Annotated in this window: 21 protein-coding genes; 13 read left to right on the top strand and 8 right to left on the bottom strand. The window is 45.1% G+C overall.

Going from position 1 to position 17,751, the window contains the following annotated elements; all coding sequences use genetic code 11:
- The first annotated feature begins 11 nt into the window (after positions 1 to 11).
- Positions 12 to 1,799: a sodium-extruding oxaloacetate decarboxylase subunit alpha gene (oadA, locus tag B2W60_RS07995; RefSeq protein ID WP_292359897.1), complete on the top strand. Its 1,788-nt coding sequence runs from the start codon at positions 12 to 14 to the stop codon at positions 1,797 to 1,799.
- A gap of 11 nt (positions 1,800 to 1,810) precedes the next feature.
- Positions 1,811 to 2,944 (top strand): sodium ion-translocating decarboxylase subunit beta, encoded by a 1,134-nt coding sequence (locus B2W60_RS07990; RefSeq protein ID WP_292359899.1) that lies wholly within the window; start codon positions 1,811 to 1,813, stop codon positions 2,942 to 2,944.
- A gap of 29 nt (positions 2,945 to 2,973) precedes the next feature.
- On the opposite strand, the gene B2W60_RS07985 is transcribed toward B2W60_RS07990, so the two are convergent.
- A complete protein-coding gene (locus tag B2W60_RS07985; protein ID WP_292359900.1) occupies positions 2,974 to 3,303 on the bottom strand; it encodes a hypothetical protein in 330 nt (109 codons plus the stop codon).
- Positions 3,304 to 3,412: 109 nt separating this feature from the next.
- On the opposite strand from B2W60_RS07985, the gene B2W60_RS07980 reads away from it, so the two are divergent.
- Genes B2W60_RS07980 through B2W60_RS07960 form a run of 5 tightly spaced genes read left to right on the top strand, consistent with a single transcriptional unit; the run spans position 3,413 to position 6,577 of the window.
- Positions 3,413 to 3,634 (top strand): RNA-binding S4 domain-containing protein, encoded by a 222-nt coding sequence (locus tag B2W60_RS07980; RefSeq protein ID WP_349676068.1) that lies wholly within the window; start codon positions 3,413 to 3,415, stop codon positions 3,632 to 3,634.
- Positions 3,635 to 3,694: 60 nt separating this feature from the next.
- Positions 3,695 to 4,018, top strand: coding sequence for a metalloregulator ArsR/SmtB family transcription factor (locus B2W60_RS07975; protein WP_292359902.1), 324 nt, complete (start codon positions 3,695 to 3,697; stop codon positions 4,016 to 4,018).
- Positions 4,019 to 4,054: 36 nt separating this feature from the next.
- Positions 4,055 to 4,540, top strand: coding sequence for an arsenate reductase ArsC (locus tag B2W60_RS07970; protein ID WP_292359904.1), 486 nt, complete (start codon positions 4,055 to 4,057; stop codon positions 4,538 to 4,540).
- Entirely contained in the window at positions 4,540 to 5,562 is a 1,023-nt protein-coding gene (gene arsB / locus B2W60_RS07965; protein WP_292359906.1) for an ACR3 family arsenite efflux transporter, read from the top strand. Before B2W60_RS07970 ends, arsB begins: the two co-directional genes overlap by 1 nt.
- Positions 5,563 to 5,575: 13 nt before the next feature.
- Positions 5,576 to 6,577: an ArsJ-associated glyceraldehyde-3-phosphate dehydrogenase gene (locus B2W60_RS07960; RefSeq protein WP_292359908.1), complete on the top strand. Its 1,002-nt coding sequence runs from the start codon at positions 5,576 to 5,578 to the stop codon at positions 6,575 to 6,577.
- Position 6,578: 1 nt separating this feature from the next.
- Here the strand turns inward: B2W60_RS07960 and alkB are convergent, their stop codons facing one another.
- Complete coding sequence (gene alkB / locus B2W60_RS07955; RefSeq protein ID WP_292359910.1) at positions 6,579 to 7,223, bottom strand: DNA oxidative demethylase AlkB; 645 nt, start codon at positions 7,221 to 7,223, stop codon at positions 6,579 to 6,581.
- A 2-nt stretch (positions 7,224 to 7,225) separates the two neighbouring features.
- Positions 7,226 to 7,789, bottom strand: coding sequence for a methylated-DNA--[protein]-cysteine S-methyltransferase (locus B2W60_RS07950; protein WP_292362684.1), 564 nt, complete (start codon positions 7,787 to 7,789; stop codon positions 7,226 to 7,228).
- Positions 7,790 to 7,930: 141 nt separating this feature from the next.
- On the opposite strand from B2W60_RS07950, the gene B2W60_RS07945 reads away from it, so the two are divergent.
- The 3 genes from B2W60_RS07945 to B2W60_RS07935 all read left to right on the top strand — a co-directional run bounded on the left by B2W60_RS07945 (position 7,931) and on the right by B2W60_RS07935 (position 11,461).
- Entirely contained in the window at positions 7,931 to 8,341 is a 411-nt protein-coding gene (locus tag B2W60_RS07945; RefSeq protein WP_292359914.1) for a hypothetical protein, read from the top strand.
- A gap of 157 nt (positions 8,342 to 8,498) precedes the next feature.
- Positions 8,499 to 9,596 (top strand): alkene reductase, encoded by a 1,098-nt coding sequence (locus B2W60_RS07940; protein ID WP_292359916.1) that lies wholly within the window; start codon positions 8,499 to 8,501, stop codon positions 9,594 to 9,596.
- Positions 9,597 to 9,754: 158 nt separating this feature from the next.
- On the top strand, positions 9,755 to 11,461 hold the full coding sequence (locus tag B2W60_RS07935; RefSeq protein WP_292359918.1) for a potassium/proton antiporter: 1,707 nt from the start codon (positions 9,755 to 9,757) through the stop codon (positions 11,459 to 11,461).
- Here the strand turns inward: B2W60_RS07935 and B2W60_RS07930 are convergent, their stop codons facing one another.
- The 4 genes from B2W60_RS07930 to B2W60_RS07915 form a co-directional block, all read right to left on the bottom strand.
- Positions 11,462 to 12,106: a MarC family protein gene (locus tag B2W60_RS07930; protein ID WP_292359919.1), complete on the bottom strand. Its 645-nt coding sequence runs from the start codon at positions 12,104 to 12,106 to the stop codon at positions 11,462 to 11,464. It abuts the gene before it with no gap.
- Between the two features lie 73 nt (positions 12,107 to 12,179).
- Positions 12,180 to 13,022, bottom strand: a complete 843-nt coding sequence (locus B2W60_RS07925; protein ID WP_292359921.1) for a pirin family protein — start codon at positions 13,020 to 13,022, stop codon at positions 12,180 to 12,182.
- A 10-nt stretch (positions 13,023 to 13,032) separates the two neighbouring features.
- Positions 13,033 to 13,614, bottom strand: a complete 582-nt coding sequence (locus B2W60_RS07920; protein WP_292359923.1) for an FMN-dependent NADH-azoreductase — start codon at positions 13,612 to 13,614, stop codon at positions 13,033 to 13,035.
- A gap of 2 nt (positions 13,615 to 13,616) precedes the next feature.
- The gene (locus tag B2W60_RS07915) at positions 13,617 to 14,015 is read right to left on the bottom strand and encodes a DoxX family protein (RefSeq protein WP_339612358.1); all 399 of its coding nucleotides are present in this window, start codon (positions 14,013 to 14,015) and stop codon (positions 13,617 to 13,619) included.
- 116 nt (positions 14,016 to 14,131) lie between these two features.
- On the opposite strand from B2W60_RS07915, the gene B2W60_RS07910 reads away from it, so the two are divergent.
- The 3 genes from B2W60_RS07910 (at position 14,132) to amrB (ending at position 16,874) form a co-directional block, all read left to right on the top strand.
- On the top strand, positions 14,132 to 15,037 hold the full coding sequence (locus tag B2W60_RS07910) for a LysR family transcriptional regulator (protein ID WP_292359927.1): 906 nt from the start codon (positions 14,132 to 14,134) through the stop codon (positions 15,035 to 15,037).
- A gap of 71 nt (positions 15,038 to 15,108) precedes the next feature.
- Positions 15,109 to 15,765, top strand: a complete 657-nt coding sequence (locus B2W60_RS07905) for a pyridoxamine 5'-phosphate oxidase family protein (protein ID WP_292359929.1) — start codon at positions 15,109 to 15,111, stop codon at positions 15,763 to 15,765.
- A gap of 320 nt (positions 15,766 to 16,085) precedes the next feature.
- Complete coding sequence (gene amrB / locus B2W60_RS07900) at positions 16,086 to 16,874, top strand: AmmeMemoRadiSam system protein B (RefSeq protein ID WP_292359931.1); 789 nt, start codon at positions 16,086 to 16,088, stop codon at positions 16,872 to 16,874.
- Between the two features lie 2 nt (positions 16,875 to 16,876).
- Here amrB and B2W60_RS07895 read toward each other — a convergent pair whose 3' ends face one another.
- Positions 16,877 to 17,638, bottom strand: coding sequence for a TIGR01458 family HAD-type hydrolase (locus tag B2W60_RS07895; protein WP_292359933.1), 762 nt, complete (start codon positions 17,636 to 17,638; stop codon positions 16,877 to 16,879).
- Between the last annotated feature and the right edge of the window lie 113 nt (positions 17,639 to 17,751).

Raw genomic sequence — 17,751 nt, 5'->3', positions numbered from 1 at the left:
AAGGCCATAACATGACCGAAGCAAAAAAAACTCTTGGCATCACAGATGTCGTTTTACGTGATGCTCATCAATCCTTATTCGCAACTCGCCTTCGTTTGGATGACATGTTGCCAATTGCTGACAAACTTGATCAGGTCGGCTACTGGTCTGTCGAAACCTGGGGCGGTGCGACATTTGACGCCTGCATACGTTACCTCGGTGAAGACCCCTGGCATCGCATTCGCAGTCTGAAAGCCGCCATGCCCAATACACCTCAGCAAATGCTGTTACGTGGTCAGAATTTACTCGGCTATCGTCATTATGCTGATGATGTTGTCCGTAAATTTGTTGAAAGAGCCGCTATCAATGGCGTAGATGTATTCCGTGTATTTGACGCGATGAATGACCCGCGCAATCTGGAAGTTGCCATTAAAGCCGTTCTGGAAAACGAAAAACATGCACAAGGCACCATGGCGTACACCATCAGCCCGGTACATGACTTACAAATGTGGCTGGATATGGCGAAACGTATCGAAGATATGGGCGCACATTCCTTATGCATTAAGGATATGGCTGGTTTGCTTAAGCCTTACAAAGCTTACGAGCTTGTTAAAAGTCTTAAGCAAACCATTGATATTCCTATACATATGCAATCTCATGCCACGACAGGTTTGTCGACTGCAACGATTATGAAATGTGTTGAAGCAGGCATTGATAATGTCGACACAGCTATCTCTTCGATGTCGATGACTTACGGCCATTCAGCAACTGAATCGGTAGTTTCCATCTTTGAAGGTACGGATAGTGATACCGGGTTGAATATCGAGTTGCTGGAAGAAATCGCTGCGTACTTCCGGGATATCCGTAAAAAATATGCCAAGTTTGAAGGCAGTTTACGAGGTGTTGATTCCCGTATTTTGGTGGCACAGGTTCCCGGCGGCATGCTAACCAATATGGAAAGCCAGTTACGTGAACAAAACGCACTGGACCGTATGGATGAAGTGTTACATGAAATCCCGCGTGTTCGCGAAGATCTCGGTTTTATTCCACTGGTTACGCCTACTTCACAAATTGTCGGTACACAAGCCGTTATTAACGTATTAACCGGTGAGCGTTATAAATCCATCACTGAAGAGACACAAGGGGTATTGCGCGGTGAGTACGGTTCAGCTCCTGCACCATTTAATGCAGAACTGCAAAAACGTGTGCTAAATGGTGAACAAGCGATTACCTGTCGACCAGCCGATTTGCTGGAAGATGAAATGGATAAACTGACCGCTGATCTAATTTCTCTTGCAGATCAGGATGATTTCAAACTGGAGGAAGGTGAAAGACAGATTGACGATGTATTGACGTTTGCGCTTTTCAATCAAACGGCGGTTAAATTTCTTAAAAACCGTGGTAATCCCGATGCATTTGAACCATTACCAACCGCAGAATCTACTCATGCACCGTCAGCCCCGGCAAAAGCAGCTGATGCGCCAGAGACCTACACCATCACCGTCAATGGCCAGCAATATGTTGTTGAGGTCAATGAAGGCGGTGATATCAGCCAGATAGACAGTTCACAAGCCCCTCAACCGACTAGCCAGCCGAGCTCTGGTGAAGGTATTGCTGTTAAAGCGCCATTATCCGGGAATATCTGGAAAATCATGGTTTCAGCAGGACAAACGGTTAAGGAAGGTGATGTTTTACTCATCCTTGAAGCGATGAAAATGGAAACGCAGATCGTAGCTGAGCATCCAGGTACGGTGACTTCTATCAATGTTAAACCCGGTGATACCGTCAAAGTTGGCGACTCACTGGTTTCAATCGCTTAAGGGCTAGTCAAATGGATAAGTTATTGCATCTATGGGAAGCCACGGGTTTCCAACAAATGCAGCTCGGTCAGGCTGTGATGATCCTGATCGGTATGTTGTTGTTATATCTGGCAATCAAGAAAAACTTTGAACCTCTGTTACTTGTACCCATCGGATTTGGTGGTGTACTGGCAAATATCCCCGGAGCGGGCCTAGCTGATCCTGGTGGTATTCTGTATCTGTTTTATACCATTGGCATTGAGAGCGGCGCATTCCCACTGATTATTTTTATGGGGGTTGGCGCAATGACCGATTTTGGTCCTTTACTCGCCAATCCAAAAACACTGTTTTTAGGTGCAGCTGCTCAGTTCGGTATTTTTGCAACCTTAATGGGCGCCGTCATACTCTCGACGTTTGGCATCTTTGACTTCAGTCTGGCTGATGCTGCAGCAATTGGTATTATCGGTGGTGCTGATGGTCCGACGTCAATATATGTTGCCAGTAAACTGGCTCCAGATTTATTAGGTGCCATCGCCGTTGCATCCTATTCATACATGGCTCTGGTGCCATTAATTCAGCCCCCGATTATGCGGGCGCTGACCAGCGAGAAAGATCGTAAAATTCGCATGCATCAGCAACGGCATGTGTCACAACGTGAAAAAATTGTCTTTCCGTTAGTTTTGTTGATTCTGGTCGCATTGTTTCTACCGGATGCTGCACCACTGTTAGGGATGTTCTGTTTTGGTAATCTGATGAAAGAATGTGCGGTTGTTGATCGTTTAAGTAACACAACCCAGAATTCACTTATCAATACTGTCACTATTTTCCTTGGCCTGGCTGTCGGCTCAAAATTAAGTGCTGAAAGCTTTTTGAATCACATGACTTTGGGCATTCTGTTACTGGGTATGGTGGCCTTCTCAATCGGCACTGCATCAGGTGTCATTATGGCGAAAATACTCAACAAACTCACCAAAGAACCTATTAATCCTTTGATTGGCTCTGCAGGTGTTTCAGCTGTGCCGATGGCTGCAAGGGTTTCCAATAAGCTGGGACTGGAAGCGGATAAACATAACTTCCTGTTAATGCATGCTATGGGGCCAAATGTAGCAGGTGTTATCGGTTCTGCAGTGGCAGCAGGTATTCTGATTAATTACGTCGCCAGCTGATTAGGCTCTGCTCCCTGAAACCTGATGTTTCAGGGAGCAATTTGCTGACCTTTAACAACTCTGACGCCCGCAACCTGCTGACCAAAACCTCTTACTTCACAGGCATAACCGGCAAAAGAAGCTTGTGATTCAACCAGACCTAACCATTTATCACCTTTGGTATAATCACCACTCATCCGGCTAAAGCTGAGTCCGGCTTCTTTCAGGTTTGAGACGATATCGTTATAGGACATGCCGGGTTTGATTTGCTGGCAAGCGCTTTTTATCCTGTCAGTTTCCCAGACATAATAGAGCGGGTATAACATCACCACTACAATTGAGATCTGTAGCAACTTTACCAGGGTCTGTTGATATTTCATGGCCATGTTTCCTTTCATTGAGCCATTTTAAGTTCGTTGATTTTAGAGCTATTCACGTTACTAAAACGTGACCCATCGAATGTTTTTCACTAAATAAAAGGTTCTCCTGATGACCGACGAAATCACCACCGTACATATCACCAAAAGTCCGGTTGAACTGTTCAAAATCCTTAAATTTGAAGGTATCGCCAATAGTGGTGCCGAAGCGAAAAATATTATCGCTGAGGGTCACGTTAAAGTGAACGGTGAAGTTGAAACACGTAAACGCAGACAGATGGTTGCAGGCGATATTTTTCAAATCGGTGAAGATAGCTGGCAATTAATCGATTGACATAATTAAACTTTCATATATGATTTAGCGAATATGCTATTTACCAAATATTAAACTGTTATGGATTTACTGAACTTTCATAAATGCCTGGCCGATGAAACCCGTCTGCGTGTTGTATTACTGATCGCGGATCAGGATGAACTGTGTGTATGTGAACTGATTTCAGCGCTGCAGATTAGTCAACCTAAAATCTCCCGGCATCTGGCTCTATTGAGACAGCATGGAGTGTTACAGGACAGGCGTCAGGGACAATGGGTCTATTATCGACTTAATCCGAATCTTCCTGCCTGGGCGATAGAGTCCATCAACGCCGCTCACCATAGTAAACCAAATTTTCTCGTTGCCGACTTAGCCAAGTTGCAACGTCTGGATAATTGCTGCTAAAAATTTTCATTAAATATATATGGATATTCATATATCATGACCCATGCACCGCTCAAACTTTTATTTATCTGCACGCATAATGCCTGTCGCAGTATCCTGGCAGAAGCCATTTGCCGTCAGCAAGCCGGCGACACATTTATCGTGACCAGTGCCGGCAGCCACCCTGCCGGTAAGATTTTTCCTGAGACACTGACTAAATTAACCGAATACGGGTACAACACCGACGGTTTGTATAGTAAATCCTGGGATGATTTAAGTGAGTATCAGCCTGATATAGTTATCACCGTCTGCGATCAGGCGGCGGGTGAAAGTTGTCCAGTCTGGTTTGGTAAAGCGGTTAAAGGACACTGGGGACTCACTGATGCATCAAAGATAGTGGATCCTGCTCAGCGTCAGCAAAGCTTTGAAGGATTGATCAAGCTGCTGGAAACCCGTATTGACGCACTCCTGCAATTACATCCGGCTGAACTATCGGCAGCCAACCTCAGTATCGAACTCAAACGTATAGGAGCCATGCACTAATGGGCATATTTGAACGTTATTTATCTGTTTGGGTGGGACTGAGCATTCTGGCTGGCATGTTTTTCGGCAACCTGTTTCCTGACATATTCAATTTGATTGCCAGTCTGGAATTTGCGCATGTGAATCTGCTAATTGCTGTATTTATCTGGTTAATGATTTACCCGATGATGGTGCAGGTGGATTTTACGGCGATAAAAGATATCGGCAAGCGCCCCCAGGGAATATGGCTTACTTTGATTATCAACTGGTTCATCAAACCGTTCACCATGGCCGCATTAGGCTGGCTGTTTTTTAAAGTGTTTTTTGCCGGCTGGGTCGATCCGCAATCGGCCGATGAATATATCGCTGGCATGATTTTACTCGGCGTTGCGCCGTGTACTGCAATGGTATTTATCTGGAGTCAACTGGTCAAAGGGGATGCCAATTACACCCTGGTTCAGGTCTCGCTCAATGACATCATCATGATTTTCGCTTTTGCACCAATTGCCGCATTTTTACTCGGCATAACCGATTTAACCGTACCGTGGGAAACCTTGCTGATTTCGGTGGTTTTATATGTGTTATTACCCCTGATAGCAGGCTTTTTCACACGCCAACATATCCTGAAAAAGCATGGTTTACCAGCCCTCACCAGTTTTTTAAGCCATATCAAACCCTGGTCAATTATGGGGTTATTGGCCACAGTGGTTTTGCTATTCGGTTTTCAGGCTAAAACCATTATGCAACAACCTTTTGTTATTGTGCTGATTGCTATTCCCCTGCTGCTTCAAACTTATGGGATTTTTGCTCTGGGCTATCTCGCCGCCATCAAAATGCGTCTGCAACACGATGTTGCTGCTCCTGCCTGTTTAATCGGTACCTCAAACTTTTTCGAAATGGCCGTCGCTGTTGCCATTTCATTATTCGGACTGCATTCAGGTGCCGCGCTGGCAACCGTAGTGGGTGTTCTGGTTGAAGTACCTGTGATGCTGACATTAGTTTATTTTGCCAATCGTACAAGGCATTGGTTCCCAACAAATTGATTAAGGATTCAACATGACAATCAAAGTAGGTATTAACGGTTTTGGCCGCATTGGACGTTTGTGTTTACGGGCGGCCTGGGACTGGCCAGACATTGAGTTTATACAGTTAAATGATCCGGCTGGTGATGCCGAAACCCACGCGCATTTATTAAATTTTGATTCGGTACATGGTCGATGGCAGCATCAGGCCATCGCCAGTGGCAATACGATTACTATTAGTGATAAAACTCTGAAAGTGACAGCCAATAAAGCTATTAATGACACAGACTGGTCTGGTTGTGATGTGGTGATAGAAGCTTCCGGCAAAATGCGTGATAGCGCTTTATTACACACCTATCTAGATCAGGGTGTTAAACGAGTGGTGGTGACAGCGCCGGTAAAACAACCCGGCATTTTGAATATTGTAATGGGGGTAAATGATGACTTATATGATGCGGGTAAACATCCTATTGTCACCGCTGCTTCCTGCACCACCAACTGCCTGGCTCCCGTGGTTAAAGTGATTCATGAAGCGCTGGGCATCAAACACGGCATGATTACCACGATTCATGATTTGACCAACACTCAATCAATTCTGGATACACCGCATAAGGACCTTCGCCGTGCCCGTATGTCAGGCACTAATCTGATACCGACAACGACTGGCAGTGCCACCGCTATCACCGAAATTTTTCCAGAGCTGAGAGGCCGCTTGAATGGACATGCGGTACGCGTACCTTTAGCGAATGCTTCATTAACCGATTGTGTGTTTGAAGTTGATCGAGCTACCAGCGTTGAGGAAGTTAACAGGTTGTTGAAAGCCGCAGCAGAAAATGAACTAAATGGTATTTTAGGCTATGAAGAAAAACCCCTGGTCTCCAGTGATTATCGGGGGGATCCGCGTTCCAGCATTATTGATGCGCTGTCGACCATGGTGACCAATGAAACCCAAGTGAAAATCTATGCCTGGTACGACAATGAATGGGGTTACAGCATGAGAACCATGGAACTGGTTCGTAAAGTTGGTCTAAGCTGAGTTACCTCGCATGCCGAAACGTCAGGTTATAACGATAAGGCCCGGTCAATGCATGTTGCCCGGGTTTTAACGCTAAAACGCCATGATAATAACGCCTCGCAGCCCTGCCCCAGACAATCACATCACCATGTTCCAATGGTATTCGCTGCTTTGGATCATTTCTGTTGCCCCCACCAAACTGAAACACGATTGGCAGTCCCAAAGAGACAGAAACGATTGGCTGTGAAAAGTCCTGCTCATCCTTGTCCTGATGTAATCCCATTTTGGCACCGATTTCATAGCGATTCATCAGACACACATCAGGAATAAAATCATTAAACCCAGCTAACAGAGCTGCCTGTTGAGCAAGTTGCTCAAAACATACCGGCATCGCTGGCCAGGCTTGCTCGGTTTGCGGGTCAATTTCACTGTAATGGTAACCCTGTCGATCCGTATGCCAGCCAACTTCACCACAATTGGTAATCGCCGCTGACATGAGAAAACCGCCCGGTGTCTGCATTTTGCGAAAAGGGGATTGTGTTTCAATAGCTGAAATAGCCTTAAAAAGTTGCTCGGCTTGCGCCAAAGCGAAACCCTTTAATAAGAATACATCTGGCAATATCTGTTGCACATCAGTGGGTATCAAATCGGCAAATAAATCTGCCATCTTCATTTTGTCAAAACAAGCCTTTCGCGACGCAGCAGTGCTAGTTTGCTTTCGACTCCCCACCGATATCCCGAAAGCGAGCCATCTTTACGAATGACCCGATGACACGGAATGATCACCGCAATATTATTTGCCCCACAGGCACTGGCAATGGCTCTCACAGCTCCCGGATTATTTAATTTTTCAGCTATGTCACTGTAGCTTACAGTGGTTCCTGTCGGGATTTGCTGCAAGGCTTGCCAGACTTGTTTCTGAAAAACCGTACCACGCAAATCCAGCGAAAAGTCTCTATTTTTTTGGGGGTTATGAATAACTTCAATCACTTTGGAAAGTGTATTTTTAACCCCCTTTCCACCATCTATACACTTCGCATCCGGAAACTGTTTTTGGAGACTGGCCATCATCAATTTTGGGGATTTACCCAAATAAACGGCACATATACCCTTGGCAGATTCCGCGGTAAGCACATGTCCTACCGGACTGATACCAATAGCAAAATGAATACTCTCAGATACTGGCACAACGATTCTCAATTCACTGGCCATCATTGACTGTCCCCTGTTCACGTTGCGTTCACCTTAAAGTTGTTAGTTTACATTTTAAATAGCAATTCCTTTAGCAGTTTATCAGTAAGGAATTTGCCGATGCACACAGTTTAAAAATCCATTAAGCTGTGATTACTATGGGAATTTTTCCTGGACACTGCTATGAAACTTAAAATAATTCTGCTGTTACTTTGCATGCCCTTGCTGGCTAACGCCGGTGCTGTTTCTCAGCTTGGTACGGGCGATCCACTAAAACTGGTTTATCAGGAAATGCTTTACCAATATCAGGTGGGCCTGGAACTGCATCAACAATACGACTTCAAGCAGCCGATTGATGTGATGCAGTGCAAAAATCAACATGGATATATTCAGACCCGAGCCAGATCGATGGTGGGTACGGCAAATCAGGTAGAGGAAGAAATTCGCAGCGATGTCATTGATGCGGCATGGTTCGCATTAAATTGCTCACGTTGCGGAAGTGCAGTAGACAGTTGCGACGCTGTTCCGGAAAAACTGGAATTCATTAAATCTTTACTTGAAGCAAAACAAAAAGCGAAAAATCTACAACGATAAGATATTAGGCCAGAACCAATCAGTAAAAAGCTTTGCTGAACCATCCTGCATGATCGTCAATGATTTGCAGCCGGTAACGTTTGGATCTTTAAAGTAAGTCCAATATCAACGCTAACTGCACTATTAACCTTAATTTTCTTTTATGCCAGAGGTATTCATGAGCGAATCGCAGGATATTACGTTACTGTCTCCAATTAAAATAGGCCGTCAGACTTTAAAAAACCGCATGGTCATGGCCCCCTTAACCCGCAATAGAGCAGGTGATGGTCTTGTGCCCACCGAAATGAATGTCACCTATTACCGGCAACGTGCCAGCGCTGGCCTGATTATCAGTGAAGGTTCACAAATTGCTGATGATGCACTGGGTTATCCACTCACCCCCGGCATTCATTCTGAAGCACAGGTAGTTGGTTGGAAGCGTGTGACTGACGCAGTACATAAAGAAGATGGCTTAATCTTTATGCAACTTTGGCATTGTGGAAGGGTTTCGCATAGCTCCATGTTACCAGATGGCATGAAACCGCTTGCCCCCTCTGCAATAAAACCGGCTGGTGAAGTTTACACCTATGAGGGTATGAAACCTTATGAAACTCCACAGGCGATAGAAACAGCAGATATCCCACGTATTATTGAGCAATATCGTCACGCAGCGTGTTGTGCCGTAGAAGCCGGTTTTGATGGCGTAGAAATTCATGCAGCAAATGGTTATCTCCTGGATCAGTTTTTACGTGATGGAACCAATCAACGCCAGGATCAATATGGTGGCAGTATCGAAAACCGATCGCGTTTGATTATGGAAGTCACTGCCGCTGTCTGTGAAATATGGGATCCCGAAAAAGTCGGTATTCGTCTTTCACCGCTGCAGCCATTTAATGATTTATATGACTCTAATCCCCAAGCTACTTTCAGCTACATGGTCAAAGCCCTGAATAAATTCGGGCTGGGCTATTTACACATTACAGAAATGGGTGCAGAAACTCCGGGTATTGCGGGTCCGTATTTTGATATCAGCTCATTGCGTAGCTTATGGGATGGCGTCTATATGACCAACAGCAATTACGACTATAAATCTGCGAATGCAGCACTACAAGAAGGCAAAGCGGATCTGATTTCTTTCGGAAAATTATTCATTGCCAATCCGGATCTGCCGGAACGGTTTGCCATCGATGCCCCTCTCAATAAACCAGATCCGGAAAGCTTTTATGGTGGTGATGAAAAAGGTTATATCGATTACCCTTTCCTCAAACAGGCCTGACTCTGTTTAAAATGCACAAAAAAACCGGCGATTGCCGGTTTTTTTGTATTGCCAATAAGCAGCGACACTGAACAATAATTGTTGCTGAAACACTTAATCCTTAAAAATGCAACCGACGAGTATGTAATAATTCTCTTTACACTTGTTCAAGGTTTAACATGGATTTTATCAATACACTGTTCCTGCTCGGCGGCCTGCTCATTGCTTTGAGCATTCTCGGCAGTCGACTTTCATCAAAATTTGGCCTGCCTTTATTGATTATCTTTTTGGCCCTGGGCATGTTGGCAGGCGAAGAAGGTATTCTGGGTATCCAGTTTGATGATTACTCAATGGCATTTCTGATAGGCCATCTCGCCTTAGCCATGATTCTGCTGGATGGTGGTTTACGCACAAGACTCAAAACCTTTCGCGTTGGTTTTAAACCGGCATTATCCCTTGCAACGTTAGGCGTACTTTTGACCAGTGGCAGTGTCGGTTTTCTTGCCATGTGGGTGTTTGATCTGAGTGTATTTGAAGGATTATTGATTGGCGCTATTGTAGGTTCCACTGATGCAGCGGCTGTCTTTTCCATGCTTAGTGGTCGCGGTATCAACCTGAATGAACGTGTCGGCGCTACACTGGAAATTGAATCCGGCACCAACGACCCGATGGCAATATTTCTGACGATTATGTTGGTGGAAGTACTGGTTGGCGAAATTGGTGCACCGCTTGAGACCATTTTATTTTTTGTTCAGCAATTTGGTTTTGGCCTGATTATCGGTATCGGAGGCGGTTGGTTAATAGCCAGATTACTCAGCTGGCTGGACCTGGCGCCGGGGCTCTATGCCATGCTGGCACTAGCGCTTGGATTTAGTGTTTTTGGTCTTACCGGAGCGGTTGGCGGCAGTGGCTTTTTAGCCATTTATCTTTGTGGCCTGATGATTGGCAATCGGCCGGGACGGCATTTAAATTTCATACTCCCGGTACATGATGGCCTGGCCTGGCTCAGCCAGATTGGCTTATTCCTGATATTGGGCCTGTTAGTAAATCCAAGTGAATTGATGCAATACGCACTGCCCGCTCTGGTTATCGCATTAGCATTAATTTTTGTTGCCAGACCGATTGCGGTAGTTCTCTCGGTTAAACCTTTTTTTCGCTTCCGCTGGCGCGAAATCGGTTTTATTTCCTGGGTGGGTTTACGAGGCGCAGTGCCCATTGTATTGGCTATCTTTCCGGTGATAGGTGGTGTGGAAAATGCGTCTTTATATTTCAACGTTGCTTTTGTGGTGGTGTTGCTGTCACTGTTAATTCAAGGCAGCACATTATCGTTAATGGCACGTTGGATGCGCGTTGAAGTACCGGTCGGGATTAAACCAAATCATCGGGGTGCATTGGGTATATTGCCGCAGAATGATTATGAGTTGTTTGTGTATCGCATTGAAAACGAACAGCTGGATGGTCAACCTATACGGTTAATAAGGTTTCCATCGGGTACGCTGATTTCCGCATTATTTCGCAATGATGTCATGCTGCATCCTAAAGGCAGTACTGAATTGAAACTCAATGACACGATATGCGTGATCAGTCGTAATGAAGACTTGGACGCACTGAATCAAATCTTCAGTGGTCATTCCAAACTAAAACAGAAAGAAGCGTTTTTTGGCTCATTCAATATTCGCGGTGATGCATTACTTTCTGATGTCGCCAAAGCCTATGGACTGGTTATCAGCTCTGCCGAATATGGCATGACTGTAAGTGACTTTATTTCACGCCGTGTGGGAGGACACCCGGTAGTTGGTGATGATGTGGACTGGCATGGCATCCATTGGGTAGTCAATGAGGTGGAAGGCGATAAAATCATCAAAATCGGATTGAGGCTATACTGATTAAAGACCAGCGTATATCTCCAGCACGCCGTTAATTACAAACTGTACAGCAATCACTGAAAGAATAATGCCGAAGATCCGCGTGATAATCTCTTTGCCGGTTTCACCCAGATAACGCACCAGAAAATGTGAATAAACCATCGCCAGATAACACGAACCTGTTGTCAGAATAATCGCAGCAAACACCAGTAATAAATGCCAGGCAGTTGGCGCTTCACTGGTCAAAATCATCACTGTGGCGATAGCCCCGGGGCCACTCATAAAGGGAATAGCCAGAGGAATCACAGAAATATCCTTGGCAATCTTGCCATCAATAGCCGGATCAGAAGCATTGCTAGTTTCGCTTTCATCCAGTCCTTTATGAATCATGCTCATGGCAATACCGAATAAAATCAGACCGCCGGCAATGCGAAATGCCTCAATCGTAATACCAAAGATCTTGAATATCAGACCACCCAGCAAAGCAAAGACAAAAAACACTCCCGTAGCAATCAGACTTGAGCGTTTAGCGACGGCTTTGCGGGTGGCTTCTGAAGTTCGTGGCAACAGTGAAACAAACATAAATGCTGTTGTTAGCGGATTCACAATGACAAACAATGCGGCAATCGTAATGATCCAATAGTCGAACAAAACACCAGCATTCATAGCGAACTCCATAATTTAAACGCTTATCCTCTCATAAATTAAAGAACATTAAACGACTGAGCAGTTCGTTATATCAGGCAAACTGGCCACTGCGATAGTCTGTAAATGCCTGCTCCAGTTCAGCACGGGTGTTCATCACAAAGGGTCCCGCCCGCTCAACCGGTTCGTTAATTGGTTTGCCCGCCACGATAATAAAAGTACTGTCCTGCTCTGCTTCTACTTTTACCGTATCGCCTTCTTTTAATACTGCCAGCTGCGAGGCGCCGATGGAGGTCGGTTTATCACCAATGTTGACTCGTCCTGCTGCCACATAAACAAAGGCGTTATGTGTTGCAGGTATATTGTCTTCAAACACACTGCTAGCCGGCGCATCAATCACGAAATACACTGGCTCGACAAAGCTGTTATCTATAACGCCTTTGGTGCCATTGATGGTTTCACCGGCAACGACTTTGACGGTCAAACCAGCTTCACGAGTTTCTATTGCGATCTCATCGGCCGCTTTTTCCTGATATCGCGGTGGCATCATTTTCTGCTCGGATGGCAGATTCACCCACAACTGGAAACCTGCTAACAACCCATCTTCCTGCTCAGGTTTTTCCGAGTGGATAATGCCACGTCCTGCTGTCATCCACTGCACTCCACCACTTTCAATCACACCGGCATTACCGGCACTGTCTTCATGCCGCATCTTGCCCGCTAACATATAGGTAACCGTTTCAAAACCACGATGCGGATGTGGCGGGAAACCAGCGATATAATCTTCCGGTTTATCGCTGCCAAATGCATCAAATAACAAAAACGGGTCCAACATATCAATTTCATGCGAGGCAATTAACCGTCTTAACGTTACCCCGGCTCCATCCGAAGTCATTTGGCCACGGATCCATTTTTTTACTTCACGTTGTTGTGCCATGATGGCCTCCTTACGCCGCAATTAATGCAGCCAATTTATCGCTGCTATCCGGCTGTTCAAAATAGTGATTGGCATTAACCAGTGTGACATCAGTAATACCAATAAACTGCATAAAAAATTTCAGGTAATTACTGGCAAAATCCACATCACTTTCTAACGATACTCCACCTGATGCCATCACCAGATAGACCTTTTTATTTTCCAGCAATCCGATCGGACCCTGTTCAGTGTAACGAAAGGTTTCACGGGCTCTGGCGACCAAATCGATCCAGGCTTTCAAAGCAGCCGGTATGCCAAAGTTATAAATAGGTACTGCCAGAACCAGTACATCCGCCGCTTTGACTTCGTTAATCAGCTGATCAGAAAACCTCAGAACTTCTTTTTGTGCTGCATTACGATCAGCGGGGTCGGTAAAATTGGCGTTGATCCAGTTTTCATCAATAAACGTGAGTCCTGAAGCCACATCACGTTGCTGCAATGTCATTTCATTTTGTCCCGCAAGGATTTCTGTCAATTGTGTTGAAACCGCCCGGGTCAGTGAACCGTCATAACGGCTGCTGGCGTTAATATGTAATACGTTTAATTGTGTCATCTTTAAATTCCTCTGTTATGTGTGGCAAAAGCCGCATCAATAGAAAAGCGTTTCGCCCCATGGCTGACCAGTACTAAAAAACCACCGGCAATGGCGATGTTTTTCATAAACAAAATGCTTTGCATCTGATCGGCAAAATCAAGATGGAAAAACAAGGCCGATAACATCGAAAATCCAGCCAGTAAAAAGGCCACTATGCGAGTCTGAAATCCAACAATAATCGCAATTGCCCCGAGGATTTCAGTGGCAATCACCACCGGTAGTAACGCTGATGAGATGCCCATTGCAGTCATGTATTGGGCAGTGCCGTCATAACCTGCGCCAAGCTTGCTTAAACCTGCCGTGAGAAAAAGCAGGGAAAGAAAAATTCGTCCCGCCAGATCGGTAATATTGCTAAACATTTTTTTATATCCTTTATTAGATAAGTACGGTGCCATTTTATAGTTCTTGATATTTAGATAAACAATGCTATAAAGAAATTATTGTTGATATAAAATGAACAATAAAGGAAGCGGCAATGAACCAGATTGAAGATATGCAAACCTTTAAACGGATTGTGGAAGCTGGCAGTATCAGTCTCGCAGCTGATCAACTTGATACGGTTAAGTCAGCTGTCAGCCGTAGGCTCAAGGACTTGGAAAAACGGCTGAATGTCACCTTGTTGCAACGCACCACCAGACGACAGACGCTCACAGAGGCCGGACATCGTTATTATCAACATTGCCTACGTCTGCTGGATGATATCGCCGAAGCAGAAGCACAGATCTCTGATATTGAAGCAGAACTCAGCGGTAAACTGCGGATTTCGGCCCCGGTATCATTTGGTCTGATGCATTTGGGACCCGCCTTACAGGAATTTCAGTTGATACACCCATTAATTGAAATGTCGATCGACTTTAATGACCGACTGGTGGATCTGATTGCGGATGGATTTGATTTAGCGATACGTATATCCAGGCTTGAGGATTCAACGTTGATTGCCAAAAAACTGTCTTCTACCCGTTTGGTGGTCTGTGCCAGTCCGGAATATCTGACCTATCATGGAACCCCCATCATCCCAACCGATCTCACTAACAATCACACGGTTCTGCATTATAGGAATACCTCTGAAAGCTGGCAGTTTCAACAAGATGGAAGCCTGATTAACTTGCACTTACAAGGCAAACTTACGGCTAATAATGGCAATTTCCTATGTGATGCCGCCATTGCCGGACAAGGCATCATCACCTCACCAGACTTTATCTGTTATCAGGCAGTACAGTCTGGACAACTGCAGGTTATCTTGCGGGATTATATGCATGACAATGAGCTGGGTATCTTTGCGGTGTATCCTCAAACACGTTACCTGCCACGGCGTAGTCAGATTCTCATTGCTTATTTACAAAATTATTTCGCACGAAATGCGCCCTGGCTGGATTGTTGACCATTTGACAGTCCACCAAGACAATGCTCAACTGTCGACCACTCAAAAGTCAAACAACAGAGAGAAAATTTATGACTGAAATCTATGGCGCACAACATCGACAGCTACAACAGGAATTCAATAAAGAAAAACTCGCCGATCGGGTTGGTGAAGCCATTATCACGGACTACATTACTGATCAGCATCGTGAATTTATTGCCAGCCGTGATTTCTTTTTCCTGTCCACAGTCGATCACCGTGGTTTTCCAACCTGTTCGCACAAAGGCGGCGATATTGGCTTTGTAAAAATTCTCGATGACAAAACACTTGCCTTTCCAAGTCTTGATGGTAACGGTATGTATCTGTCGATGGGGAATATTGATGCCAATAAAAAAATCGGCATGCTGTTTATCGATTTTGAAACGCCGCATCGCGTTCGGGTTCATGGTACTGCTGAACTGAGCCGTGATCCTGAAGATCTCGCGTTATTCCATGAAGCCGAACTGGTGGTTAAAGTGACCATTGAAGATATGTTTCAGAATTGTCCGCGTTATATTCATCGCTATAAACGTATCAGCGAATCACGTTACGTACCCAAAGCTGAATGTCAGACCCCCTTACCCGTTTGGAAACGTCTGGACGCGGTTCAGGATGTCATCGATGATGCGGAGAAAGCCAAAGTGGCCCTGGAAGGAGGCATTATCACCATGGAAGAATATGAACTATTACTGCAAAAAGGGGAAGCGTAAATCATTGAAAAATAAGTGGTTTGCGCACCACTCTGTCTCATCTCTACCACAATAATATTTAGGGAAAAATTCCTGTAAACGATCAATGCCCAGCAACTCTAGCGTCCGGGGATTGATCGTTTTGAACGGCAAAAAGCCCGCTTGAAAATCATCAAATTGAAGCGAATACTCGATCATCCAAAGCCTTCGTTAGGGTATGTTTTCTTTCAGAGCCAGCTCTGTTGTGGCTGAAAATATATCAGGCAAGGCGCAAGGAATGCCGTTGAGTTGCTCTTAATAAATAATGAGCATCGCAGACCATAGACTTGAGGATAAATACCATGATTTCGATTCGCCCGAGTGCAGTTGCAGGTTTGTATTATCCCGCCCGTTCAACAGAGCTTGAAGAGTTGTTGGACAAACAGTTTGATAAACCCTCAGACCATATCCATCATCGTGCCAAAGCACTTATTGTGCCGCATGGAGGATATTTTTATTCCGGTCAGGTGGCCGCCGCAGCCTATCAGTCGCTGGGTGAGATTGCCGATGATATCGAACGTGTCATCTTAATTGGTCCATCTCACCGAACAGACTTTAAGGGCATTGCAATGAGTGAGGCTGATTATTTTGCAAGTCCTATGGGTAGTGTGGCGATAGACAAAAAAATCTACCCACATTTAAGTCGGATTAAAGGTGTAGAAACCTACGAAAGTCCGCATGACAACGAACATTGTCTGGAGGTACAGTTACCTTTCTTGCAGTATTCATTAAAACATTTTGAAATTGTGCCTTTGCTAACCGGCAAGGCCAGTACTTCACTGATAGCTGACGTTTTGGGAACAGCCACCAAAGATGCTAAATCGTTAATTGTGATCAGTTCGGATCTTAGCCATTATCTGGATTATGAAACGGCACGCAAAATTGATCAGTTTACTTCTCAGGCCATTATCAGTATGGATAACCATGAGATAGATAAATTTCATGCCTGCGGATGTGACGCTATCCGGGGATTTCTGGAATACGCCAGAAATGAAAACATGTCAGGTCAAATCATGTCCTTGAGTAACTCGGGTGATGTGGTTGGCAAAAAAGACAGTGTTGTCGGCTATGGCGCTTATCTGTTTGAATGAGATTAAGGTTGTTTCACCGCTCGACTAACAGCATCGACAACGGAATGACAGACCCAGGCACCAGGCTGACGGATTTTATCTTCGTCGCCTGGTGAATACTTGCCTGTTTGCACCAGACATGCCCGCAATCCTGCTGTCAAAGCCCCTTCTACATCAGCAAAAGCATCATCACCAATCATCAACACTTCTTCTGCTGTAAATCCGGTTGACTCAACCGCTGTCTGAAAAAAGCCTTTGGCCGGTTTCCCCAAAATCTCGGCTTCGACATCACAGGCATATTCCAGCGCAGTTATAAAAGGGCCTGCATCCAAAAGCAGTTGTTCATTCTGGCGAAAATAACGATTCAGTCCTATACCTAATAAAGGCGCGCCATCCATTATCAGCTGAAATGCCCGGTTCATATTCTCGTAGGTAAAACCTTCAGCCGCATCCGCTACCACAACCGCATTAGGCAAATTCTGATCCAAATCGGCAAATTCCGGACGCAGTTTTTCATGCACCAGACAATATGGACGTAACCCGCGTTGCTGCAATGCTAATCTCACAGCACCCGGTGCGGTAAGAACTTCATCAACGCTTAAATCAAACCCCATTCGCAGTAAGGATTGCAGTGTGTCGGTACTGGTGCTACGGGAAGTATTGGTCACAAAACGCACCACCAATTGCTCATTGCGTGCCAGATGAAGTGCTTCAATGGCACCGGCAATCGGCATGTTATCCATGTGTAATACACCACTGATATCAAATAAAATCGCTTTTATCATCACAGTCACCTCGGGTATGCCACTGGTACTGTAAATTATGCGCGGATAAACCAGGACACACAATTGCTCAGTACAATTTGGCTGCTTTGCATTTATGGATTTGCAATCAACGG

Origin of the sequence: Methylophaga sp. UBA2496, from assembly GCF_002341635.1 — a bacterium.
Classification (GTDB): domain Bacteria; phylum Pseudomonadota; class Gammaproteobacteria; order Nitrosococcales; family Methylophagaceae; genus Methylophaga.
The sequence above is the reverse complement of the archived record's forward strand: the minus strand, read 5'-3'. Positions and strand labels throughout refer to the sequence as shown.

Excerpts from the sequence above, each read along its gene's own strand:
- oadA (WP_292359897.1), top strand. The coding sequence starts at position 12 with ATGACCGAAGCAAAAAAAACTCTTGGCATCACAGATGTCGTTTTACGT.
- B2W60_RS07990 (WP_292359899.1), top strand. The coding sequence starts at position 1,811 with ATGGATAAGTTATTGCATCTATGGGAAGCCACGGGTTTCCAACAAATG.
- B2W60_RS07985 (WP_292359900.1), bottom strand. The coding sequence starts at position 3,303 with ATGAAATATCAACAGACCCTGGTAAAGTTGCTACAGATCTCAATTGTA.
- B2W60_RS07980 (WP_349676068.1), top strand. The coding sequence starts at position 3,413 with ATGACCGACGAAATCACCACCGTACATATCACCAAAAGTCCGGTTGAA.
- B2W60_RS07975 (WP_292359902.1), top strand. The coding sequence starts at position 3,695 with ATGGATTTACTGAACTTTCATAAATGCCTGGCCGATGAAACCCGTCTG.
- B2W60_RS07970 (WP_292359904.1), top strand. The coding sequence starts at position 4,055 with ATGACCCATGCACCGCTCAAACTTTTATTTATCTGCACGCATAATGCC.
- arsB (WP_292359906.1), top strand. The coding sequence starts at position 4,540 with ATGGGCATATTTGAACGTTATTTATCTGTTTGGGTGGGACTGAGCATT.
- B2W60_RS07960 (WP_292359908.1), top strand. The coding sequence starts at position 5,576 with ATGACAATCAAAGTAGGTATTAACGGTTTTGGCCGCATTGGACGTTTG.
- alkB (WP_292359910.1), bottom strand. The coding sequence starts at position 7,223 with ATGGCAGATTTATTTGCCGATTTGATACCCACTGATGTGCAACAGATA.
- B2W60_RS07945 (WP_292359914.1), top strand. The coding sequence starts at position 7,931 with ATGAAACTTAAAATAATTCTGCTGTTACTTTGCATGCCCTTGCTGGCT.
- B2W60_RS07940 (WP_292359916.1), top strand. The coding sequence starts at position 8,499 with ATGAGCGAATCGCAGGATATTACGTTACTGTCTCCAATTAAAATAGGC.
- B2W60_RS07935 (WP_292359918.1), top strand. The coding sequence starts at position 9,755 with ATGGATTTTATCAATACACTGTTCCTGCTCGGCGGCCTGCTCATTGCT.
- B2W60_RS07930 (WP_292359919.1), bottom strand. The coding sequence starts at position 12,106 with ATGAATGCTGGTGTTTTGTTCGACTATTGGATCATTACGATTGCCGCA.
- B2W60_RS07925 (WP_292359921.1), bottom strand. The coding sequence starts at position 13,022 with ATGGCACAACAACGTGAAGTAAAAAAATGGATCCGTGGCCAAATGACT.
- B2W60_RS07920 (WP_292359923.1), bottom strand. The coding sequence starts at position 13,614 with ATGACACAATTAAACGTATTACATATTAACGCCAGCAGCCGTTATGAC.
- B2W60_RS07915 (WP_339612358.1), bottom strand. The coding sequence starts at position 14,015 with ATGTTTAGCAATATTACCGATCTGGCGGGACGAATTTTTCTTTCCCTG.
- B2W60_RS07910 (WP_292359927.1), top strand. The coding sequence starts at position 14,132 with ATGAACCAGATTGAAGATATGCAAACCTTTAAACGGATTGTGGAAGCT.
- B2W60_RS07905 (WP_292359929.1), top strand. The coding sequence starts at position 15,109 with ATGACTGAAATCTATGGCGCACAACATCGACAGCTACAACAGGAATTC.
- amrB (WP_292359931.1), top strand. The coding sequence starts at position 16,086 with ATGATTTCGATTCGCCCGAGTGCAGTTGCAGGTTTGTATTATCCCGCC.
- B2W60_RS07895 (WP_292359933.1), bottom strand. The coding sequence starts at position 17,638 with ATGATAAAAGCGATTTTATTTGATATCAGTGGTGTATTACACATGGAT.